The sequence below is a fragment of the Cellulosimicrobium cellulans genome (genome assembly GCF_001722485.1).
Classification (GTDB): Bacteria; Actinomycetota; Actinomycetes; order Actinomycetales; family Cellulomonadaceae; genus Cellulosimicrobium; species Cellulosimicrobium cellulans_A.
This window is the reverse complement of sequence record NZ_LWGL01000135.1, coordinates 1-8,719: the sequence shown is the minus strand read 5'-3', so window position 1 is coordinate 8,719 and position 8,719 is coordinate 1. Positions and strand designations below refer to the sequence as shown.

Annotated in this window: 7 protein-coding genes; 3 read left to right on the top strand and 4 right to left on the bottom strand. The window is 74.8% G+C overall.

The window, feature by feature from the left end:
- Positions 1-307: 307 nt before the first annotated feature.
- Positions 308-961 carry a mycothiol-dependent nitroreductase Rv2466c family protein gene (locus JZ5iCDA_RS13280; RefSeq protein WP_290438814.1) on the bottom strand — a complete coding sequence of 218 codons (654 nt, stop codon included), beginning with the start codon at positions 959-961 and terminating at the stop codon, positions 308-310.
- 178 nt (positions 962-1,139) lie between these two features.
- On the opposite strand from JZ5iCDA_RS13280, the gene pepN reads away from it, so the two are divergent.
- On the top strand, positions 1,140-3,725 hold the full coding sequence (gene pepN / locus JZ5iCDA_RS13275) for an aminopeptidase N (RefSeq protein ID WP_069387606.1): 2,586 nt from the start codon (positions 1,140-1,142) through the stop codon (positions 3,723-3,725).
- A gap of 88 nt (positions 3,726-3,813) precedes the next feature.
- Here pepN and malQ read toward each other — a convergent pair whose 3' ends face one another.
- Positions 3,814-5,994 (bottom strand): 4-alpha-glucanotransferase, encoded by a 2,181-nt coding sequence (malQ, locus tag JZ5iCDA_RS13270; protein WP_069387605.1) that lies wholly within the window; start codon positions 5,992-5,994, stop codon positions 3,814-3,816.
- A 73-nt stretch (positions 5,995-6,067) separates the two neighbouring features.
- Between malQ and JZ5iCDA_RS13265 the strand changes: the two genes are divergently transcribed.
- Complete coding sequence (locus JZ5iCDA_RS13265; RefSeq protein ID WP_069387604.1) at positions 6,068-7,111, top strand: mechanosensitive ion channel family protein; 1,044 nt, start codon at positions 6,068-6,070, stop codon at positions 7,109-7,111.
- Here the strand turns inward: JZ5iCDA_RS13265 and JZ5iCDA_RS13260 are convergent.
- On the bottom strand, positions 7,078-7,572 hold the full coding sequence (locus tag JZ5iCDA_RS13260; RefSeq protein WP_069387603.1) for a PTS sugar transporter subunit IIA: 495 nt from the start codon (positions 7,570-7,572) through the stop codon (positions 7,078-7,080). The genes JZ5iCDA_RS13265 and JZ5iCDA_RS13260 overlap by 34 nt on opposite strands.
- Before the next feature lie 5 nt (positions 7,573-7,577).
- Positions 7,578-7,823, bottom strand: coding sequence for a glucose PTS transporter subunit EIIB (locus tag JZ5iCDA_RS13255; RefSeq protein ID WP_069387602.1), 246 nt, complete (start codon positions 7,821-7,823; stop codon positions 7,578-7,580).
- A gap of 130 nt (positions 7,824-7,953) precedes the next feature.
- On the opposite strand from JZ5iCDA_RS13255, the gene JZ5iCDA_RS13250 reads away from it, so the two are divergent.
- Positions 7,954-8,719: PEP-utilizing enzyme (locus tag JZ5iCDA_RS13250; protein WP_366246672.1), on the top strand; the 766-nt coding region annotated here is incomplete at its 3' end.

Below are 8,719 nucleotides of genomic sequence, written 5' to 3'. Positions count from 1 at the left end.
GCGGCCTGCCGCCACGCCGACGCGCCCTGCTCGCCCGCGGGCACCGGCGCGCCACCGGGCGGCGGCGGCGGTGGGGGCACGGGTGCATTCGGGGACATGCTCGGCTCCTCGCGGACTCTCTCGTCGGGCTCTCTCGTCGGGTCGCCCGGCCGCCGCCGGGCGACGGGCCGTCGACGACGCGGCCCGCGACCGACGAAGCATGGCACGAGCCACCCGCAGCGGTCGAACCTCGACGAACGCTGGGAACCCGTCCGGCCGCGGTGCCGGCGGCGTCCTGCCGGGGCGCCGGCGAGGCGCTCCGGGCCGCTCAGTCGAAGACGGGACCCTGCGTGCGCGTGCGCTTCAGCTCGAAGAACCCGGGCGTGGAGGCGACCAGCACGCAGCCGTCCCACAGGCGCCCCGCGTCCTCGCCCTTCGGGGCGGGCGTGACGACCGGGCCGAAGAACGCCGTGCCGGCGAACGCGACGACCGGCGTGCCGACGTCCTCGCCGACGCGCGAGATGCCCTCCGCGTGCGACGCGCGCAGCTGCTCGTCGTAGGTGTCCTCGTGCGCGTACCGGGCGAGCTCGGCCGGCAGGCCCACCTCGGCGAGGGCCTCGGCGAGGACCGCGGCGTCGTCGTCGCGGCCGCCCGGGTGCAGGCGCGTGCCGATGGCGTCGTAGAGCGGCTTGACGACGTCGTCGCCGTGCTCGGCGCGGGCGGCGGTCACGACGCGCACCGGCCCCCACGCCCGGTCCATGAGCGCGCGGTAGTCGGCGGGCAGGTCGCGGCCCTCGTTGAGCACCGCGAGGCTCATCACGTGCCACCGGACGGTGACGTCGCGGACCTTCTCCACCTCGCCCATCCAGCGGCTCGTCATCCACGCCCACGGGCACATCGGGTCGAACCAGAAGTCGGCGACGCGCGCGTCGGCCCCGGTCGGGGCGGGGGCGGTCGTCTCCGAGGTGGCGGCGAGAGTCACGGGTCGGGTCTCCATCTGTCCGGGGGTCTGGTCGGGGGCTCGTCGGGGCCCGGTCTGTGGGGCTGGGCCCCCTGGTCCGACGCGCCGGGCCGCCCGGTTATTCCCGCCGGTGGCCGCGGCGCTGCGTGGGATGATCGGGCGAGGCCCACCAGGCCCCCACCGAGACCGAGGAGTTGCAGTGCCCGGAGAGAACCTCACCCGCGCCGAGGCGATCGAGCGCGCGGGGATCGTCGACGTCCAGTCCTACGACGTCGCGCTGGACCTGACGACGGGGGCGACGACGTTCGCCTCGACGACCGTGGTGCGGTTCACCGCGACCGAAGGCGCGTCGACGTTCGTCGACCTCGTCGCGCCGACGGTGCACGAGGTCGTGCTCAACGGGCGCGTGCTCGACCCCGCGCAGGTGTTCGCGGACTCCCGGATCGCGCTCGAGGACCTGGCCGCGGAGAACGAGCTGCGCGTCGTGGCGGACTGCGCGTACACGAACACCGGTGAGGGCCTGCACCGCTTCGTCGACCCGGTCGACGGCGAGGTCTACCTGTACACCCAGTTCGAGGTGCCGGACGCGCGCCGCGTCTTCACGGTCTTCGAGCAGCCCGACCTCAAGGCGACGTTCGCGTTCACCGTCACCGCGCCGGCGGCGTGGCAGGTGGTGAGCAACCAGCCGACGCCCGAGCCGGAGGCCCTCGGCACCGTCGCCGATCCCACGGGCACCGGCGCCGGCGACGTCGAGGTCGCGCGCTGGGCGTTCGAGCCCACCTCGCGCATGTCCTCCTACATCACGGCGCTCGTCGCCGGCCCGTACGTCGTGGAGCGCAGCGAGCTCACGTCGTCCGACGGCCGCACGATCCCCCTCGGCGTGTTCGCCCGCGCGTCGCTCGCCGAGCACCTCGACGCCGACTACGTGTTCGACAAGACGCGCGAGGGCTTCGCGTTCTTCGAGAAGGCGTTCGAGCACCCGTACCCGTTCGCCAAGTACGACCAGCTCTTCGTGCCCGAGTACAACATGGGCGCGATGGAGAACGCGGGCTGCGTGACGTTCACCGAGACCTACGTCTTCCGCTCCAAGGTCACCGACGCCGTCAAGGAGCGCCGCGTCGTGACGATCCTCCACGAGCTCGCGCACATGTGGTTCGGCGACCTCGTGACCATGAAGTGGTGGAACGACCTGTGGCTCAACGAGTCGTTCGCCGAGTACGCCTCGACGCTCGCGACCGCCGAGGCCACCGAGTGGACCGAGGCGTGGACGACGTTCGCCGCGATGGAGAAGTCCTGGGCGTACCGCCAGGACCAGCTGCCCTCGACGCACCCCATCGTCGCGACGATCAACAACCTCGAGGACGTGTTCGTCAACTTCGACGGCATCACCTACGCCAAGGGCGCGTCGGTGCTCAAGCAGCTCGTCGCGTGGGTGGGCCAGGAGCAGTTCCTCGCCGGCGTCGCCGCGTACTTCCGCAAGCACGCCTGGGGCAACACCGAGCTGCGCGACCTCCTCGTGGAGCTCGAGGCGACGAGCGGCCGCGACCTCACCGACTGGTCGGCGAAGTGGCTCGAGACGGCGGGCGTCAACACGCTGCGCCCGGAGATCGAGCTCGACGCGCACGACCGCGTCGTCTCCTTCACGGTCGTGCAGTCCGCCCCGGCCGACCACCCCACCCTGCGCCCGCACCGCCTCGGCATCGGCTTCTACGACCTGCGCGACGGGGCGCTCGTGCGCACCCACCGCGTCGAGGTCGACGTCGACGGCCCGCGCACCGAGATCCCCGAGCTCCGCGGCCTCGACCGGCCGCAGCTCGTGCTGCTCAACGACGACGACCTCGCCTACGCGAAGATCCGCCTCGACCCGGCGTCGCTCGAGGTCGCCACCGCGCACCTTGCCGACATCACCGACCCGCTCGCGCGCTCGCTCGTGTGGGGCGCCGCCTGGGACGCGACGCGCGACGGCGAGACCCCGGCGAGCGACTACGTGCGCCTCGTGCTCGCCAACATCGCGCGGGAGACCGAGTCGACGACCATCCGCACGACGCTCAACCAGCTCGCGCTCGCCGCGAAGACGTACGTCGCGCCCGAGCGGCGTGCCGACACGCTCGTCGAGGTCGGTGACGCGCTGTGGCGGCTCGCCCGCGACGCGCAGCCCGGGTCAGACCTGCAGTTCCAGCTCGTGAAGTTCTTCGCCCACCTGGCCTCGACGCCGGCGCACGGCGACGCCCTGCGCTCCCTCGTCGACGGCTCGGCCGGGCTCGAAGGGCTGGAGATCGACACGGACCTGCGCTGGGAGATCCTCGAGGGCCTCGTGCTGCTCGACCTCGCGGACGACGCCGAGATCGAGGAGACGCTCGCGGCCGACTCGACCGCGACGGGCCAGCAGTCCGCCGCGCGCGCCCGCGCGACCGTGCCCTCCTCCGAGGCCAAGCGCGCCGCGTTCGACCGGCTCGTCGGCTCGGACGAGGCCCCGAACGCGATCGTACGGGCCACGACGCAGGGCTTCCAGCACGTCAACGACCCGGCCACGCTCGCGCCGGTCGTCGGTGCGTACTTCGACGCGCTCCTCCCGCTGTGGGACGAGCGGTCGTACCACATCGCGGAGGCGCTGGTCACGGGCCTGTACCCCGCGCCGCTGGCGAGCGCCGCGCTGCGCGACGCGACGCGCGACTGGCTCGACGCGAACGCCGACGCGGCGCCGGCGCTGCGGCGCCTCGTCGTCGAGAACCTGGCCGGCGTGGAGCGCGCGCTGACCGCCCAGGCCGCCGACGCGCGCGCCTGACACCCACGCGGGGTAGGGCCCTGGTCGGCCGACCGGGGCCCTACCTCCGACGTGGGGCGTCACCTCGGGGTGGCGGACCCCTCCCGCGTCAGAGGGGCTCGTTCATCGCCGCGGCGAGCGAGCGCAGGCGCGCGCTGTCGAACAGGTCCTCGAGCATCACGACGTTCCCCGACGCGTCGCCGAGCGGCACCTTCCAGTTGGGGTACTCGGTGTCCGTGCCGGGCTGGTTCTGCGAGCGCCGCTCGCCCACCGCGTCGGCGAGCGAGACGCCGAGCAGGGCGGCCGGGGTCCGGCGGATGACGCGGTGCAGCGCCTCCACGAGCTCGCGCTCGGACGGGTCGTCGCCCACGAGGCCGCGCTCGGCGAGGAACGCCACCATGGCGTCGCGCTCCTCGCGGGCCTTGCGGCGGACCTCGGCGACCGGCTCGTTGAGGACGCCGAGGCGCTCGCGCAGCTCGACGTGCTCGCCGGCGAGGTAACCGGCGGTGGGCGGCAGGTCGTGCGTCGTGACGGTCGCGAGCGTGAGCGGACGGTAGTCCTCGGGCGGCAGCGGGGCGCCGTCCTCGGTCCGCTCGAACCACAGCACCGACGTGCCGAGCACGCCGCGCTCGGCGAGGTAGTCGCGCACCCACGGCTCGAAGACACCGAGGTCCTCGCCGATGACGACCGCGCCCGCGCGGTGCGCCTCGAGGCACAGGATGCCGATGAGCGCCTCGTGGTCGTACCGGACGTACGCCCCCGCGTCCGCGCGCGCCCCGCCCGGGATCCACCACAGCCGGAAGAGGCCGATGATGTGGTCGATCCGGATCGCGCCGGCGTGCCGCAGGACGGTGCGGAGCATGTCGCGGTACGGCGCGTAGCCGGCCCGGGCGAGCTCCTTGGGGTGCCACGGCGGCTGGGACCAGTTCTGCCCCTGCTGGTTGTACATGTCCGGGGGTGCGCCCACGGACACGCCGGTCGCGAGCACACCCCGGTTCGCCCAGACGTCGGCGCCCTCCGGGTGCACGCCGACCGCGAGGTCGTGCATGATCCCCACCGCCATGCCCGCCTCGCGCGCGGTGCGCTGGGCGACGCGCAGCTGCTCGTCGGCGACCCACTGGAGCCAGCAGTAGAACTCGACGCGGTCGGACAGCTGCTCGCGCAGCGCCGCGACGACCGGGCTCGACGGGTCCTGAGCGCCGGGCGGCCAGTCGCGGTCGCCGTAGTGGTCGACGAGCGCGCACCACGTCGCGAAGTCCTCGAGGCCCTGGCCCTGCTCCGCGCGGAACGCCTCGAAGGACGCCTGGCGCGCCGTCGAGCGCGGCGCGGTGAACACGACCTCGAGCGCGGCCTTCTTCGCCTCCCAGGAGGCGTCGCGGTCCACCGGCCCGGGGTCGGTGCTCAGGGCGCGGACGGGGTCGAAGGCCCACTCGACGAGGGAGCGGTCGGCCGCGGACAGGTACGCGGTCTCGCGGATGTCCTCGACACGGATGTACAGCGGGTTGACGAAGCGCCGGCTCGTCGGCAGGTAGGGCGACGGCGTCATCGGCGTGCGCGGCTCGGCCGCGTGCAGCGGGTTGACGAGGACGAAGTCGGCACCGGCCTCGTGCGCCGCGAGCCACGCGAGGTCGGCGAGGTCCGCGAGGTCGCCCACGCCCCACGACGCGCGCGAGCGCACCGAGTACAGCTGGGCCATGAAGCCCCAGGCGGGGCGCTCGGCGACGGCCGGGGGCAGCTCCAGCCGCTGCGGCGTCACGACGAGCGTCGCGCGCGCCTGGCTGCCCTCGCTCGTCGCGTGCAGGTCGTGCCAGCCCAAAGGCAGGTCCGCCGGGACCTCGAACGTCGCGCGGCCGACGAGGCGGCCGTCGACGGTGCGGGGCTCGACGTGCACGTCGAGCTGCCGCAGCGCCCGGGTCGGGCGTGCGGCGCGGCGGGCGTGCCGTCCGGTGCGCGCGGACTGCTCGGCCTCGAGCTCGACCCACACCTCGACCGCGGCACCGTCGGTCACGTGCACCGGGACCTGCACCGTGTCCCCCTGGCGCACGACGAGGCTCGGCGGCAGCATCTGGCGCCACTCGTCGTCGCGCACGTGCTCGAGGCTGACGTCGACGCGCTCGGGCGAGGACGCCGGCACGCCGAGCGCCTCGAGGACCGCCACGAGCGTCGACGCCCGCACCTCGCGTCTCGTGCCGTCGAAACCCGAGAAGTCCGACGCCACGCCGTGGGCGTGGGCGAGCCGGACCAGGGGCTCGGGCAGCTCGGACTGCGGAGGTTCGCTCACGCACCGCATCCTGCCAGAACGTGCACATCCGGGCAGGTTCTCGGGCACGGCGCGCCCAGACGCGGCAGGTAGCCTGCCGCGCATGCTCTCCTCCATCCCCGGCCCGACCGGAGCCGACCCGGAACCGTTCGACCCGAGCGACCCCGACTCCTGGATGGAGTGGTTCGTGGGCGTGCCCCTGCGGGTGCTCCTCATCCTCGTGATCGGCTTCGTCACGCTCGCCCTGGTGCGCCGGCTCATCCGCAAGGTGAGCGAGCACATCGCCGAGGGCACCCCGACGCTGCGGACCACCCGTGCCCGGGGAGTCGGCCGGTCCCCCGTCGGGGGCGCGCTGCTGCGCGCGAACCCCCTCGCCAACGCGCGTCGCGCGGCGCGCGCCCGGACCATCGGCTCGGTGCTGCGGTCCGCGGCGAACATCCTCATCGGCACCACGGTGGTGCTCATGGTGCTCGCCGAGCTGGGCCTGAACATCGGCCCGTTCCTCGCCTCCGCGGGCATCGCGGGCGTCGCGCTTGGCTTCGGCGCGCAGAGCCTCGTCAAGGACTTCCTGTCCGGCACGTTCATGCTGCTCGAGGACCAGTACGGGGTCGGTGACGTCGTCGACTTCGGCGAGGTCGTCGGGACCGTCGAGGAGGTCGCGCTGCGCGTGACGAAGGTGCGTGCCGTCGACGGGACGCTGTGGTACGTGCGCAACGGCGAGATCCTGCGCACGGGCAACCTCACCCAGGAGTGGGGCCGCGCGGTCGTCGACGTCCGGGTCGCCTACCACGCCGACGTCGAGCAGGTCCGCTCGGTCCTGCTCCAGGCGGCCGAGGGCGTGCGGGCCGACCCGGTGCTCGGCGAGCACGTCCTCGAGGCCCCGGAGGTCCTCGGGATCGAGGAGGTCACCGCCGAGGCGCTCCTGCTCAAGGTGCAGCTCAAGACGCAGGCGGCGATGCAGTGGGAGGTCGGGCGCGCGCTGCGCGCAGCGGTCCGCGAGGCGCTGTCCGACGCGCGCATCCCGCTCGCGGGCGCGCAGCAGGTCGTCGTCCTCGACCACTCCCCCGCGGCCCCGTCGGCCGCCCGCGGCGCGGCCGCCGCGACGGCCGTCGCTCAGGACCAGGCGAGCAAGGGCTCCCCCGCCTGAACCTCGGCGCCGGGCCGGACGAGCACCTCGACCGCGTCGGCCTCGCCCTGGAGCGCGACCACCGGGCAGACCGTCGCGAGGCCCGCCGCCGCGACGTCGCCCGGCGTCCAGGTGACGAGCTCGTCCCCGGCCCGGACGTCGTCGCCCGCCGCGACGTGCACGGTGAAGCCGGCGCCCGCGAGCCTCACGGTGTCGATGCCGAGGTGCACGAGCACCGTACGGCCCGACGCGGTCTCGAGCGCGATCGCGTGCGGGAAGACCGTGGCCACCCGGCCGTCGGCGGGCGCGACGACGCGCGTCCCGTCCTCGGCCGGCTCGAGCGCGACACCCGGCCCGACCATCGCCTGCGCGAACACGGGGTCGGGCACGTCCTCGAGCCGGACCACGGTGCCCGCGAGCGGGCTGCGCACGACCAGCGCGTCCGCCGTCCCGCCGTCGGGACCCGGACGCGCGCCGGCCACGGGGCTCAGCGCAAACCGTCGAGCTCGGCCGCGAGGTTGTCGGCCTCCGGGCCGACGATCACCTGCACGACGCGCCCCGACCGCACGACGCCGAACGCGCCGGTGGCCTTGAGCTGCGCCTCGTCGACCAGCTGGGGGTCGGTGACCTCCACGCGCAGGCGCGTGATGCACGGCTCGAGGTCCACGACGTTGCCCTGCCCCCCGAGCGCGGAGAGGATCTGCTGGGCCTTGGTGTCTGCGGGGGTGCTCATCGAAGGTCTCCTGAGGCGAGGGCGGGAGGCCCCGGGCGGGTGGACCCGGGGTGTCGGGGTGTCGTTCACCCGAGGAACAGCCTAGTCTCCTGGCACGGTTGTCACCCGGATCGACGCAGGAGACGAGGACGTGGGACCCGAGGACGAGTCGCAGCACGTGATCACGGGCATCGGCGTCTGCCCCGGGACGGTGGCCGGGCCGGTGGTGCTCATGCCGGAGCCGATCGCCGAGCCCGCCGCTGGGCTCCGCCTCCCCCCGCGCGCGGACCACGAGGCCGAGGCCCGCCGCGTCGACGACGCGGCGCGCGACGTCGCGGCCGACCTGGAGCGCGCCGCGGGCGCCGCCGAGGGGGACGCGCGCGACGTGCTCGACGCGACGGCCGCGATGGCGGCCGACCCGACGCTCGCGGCCGACGCGCGCCGGCGTGTGCTCGAGGAGCACCTCGTGCCCGAGCGCGCGGTGTGGGAGGCCGCCGACGACGTCGCGCGGCAGTTCGCCGAGCTCGGTGGGCACCTCGCCGAGCGGGCCCGCGACGTGCTCGACGTGCGCGACCGCCTCGTGGCCGCGCTCACGGGCCGCCCGGCGCCGGGCGTGCCGGAGCACGCCGAGCCGTACGTGCTCGTCGCCCCGGACCTCGCACCCTCGGCGACCGCCGCGCTCGACCCGGCGCGCGTGCTCGCGATCGTCACCGACGGGGCGGGGCCCACGTCGCACACCGCGATCGTCGCCAACGCGATGGGCATCCCGGCCGTCGTCGCGGCGACGGGCGCGAGCGCCGCGCTCGCCGCCGGGGACGTCGTGCTCGTCGACGGGGCGGCGGGGACGGTCGTCGTGCACCCCGGCCCCGAGCAGGTCCGGGCGGCCCGGGCGCGCGCCGAGCAGGTGCGCACCTTCG

Coding starts and splice junctions, on each gene's coding strand:
- malQ (WP_069387605.1), bottom strand. CDS start 5,994: ATGCGGTGCGTGAGCGAACCTCCGCAGTCCGAGCTGCCCGAGCCCCTG.
- JZ5iCDA_RS13265 (WP_069387604.1), top strand. CDS start 6,068: ATGCTCTCCTCCATCCCCGGCCCGACCGGAGCCGACCCGGAACCGTTC.
- JZ5iCDA_RS13255 (WP_069387602.1), bottom strand. CDS start 7,823: ATGAGCACCCCCGCAGACACCAAGGCCCAGCAGATCCTCTCCGCGCTC.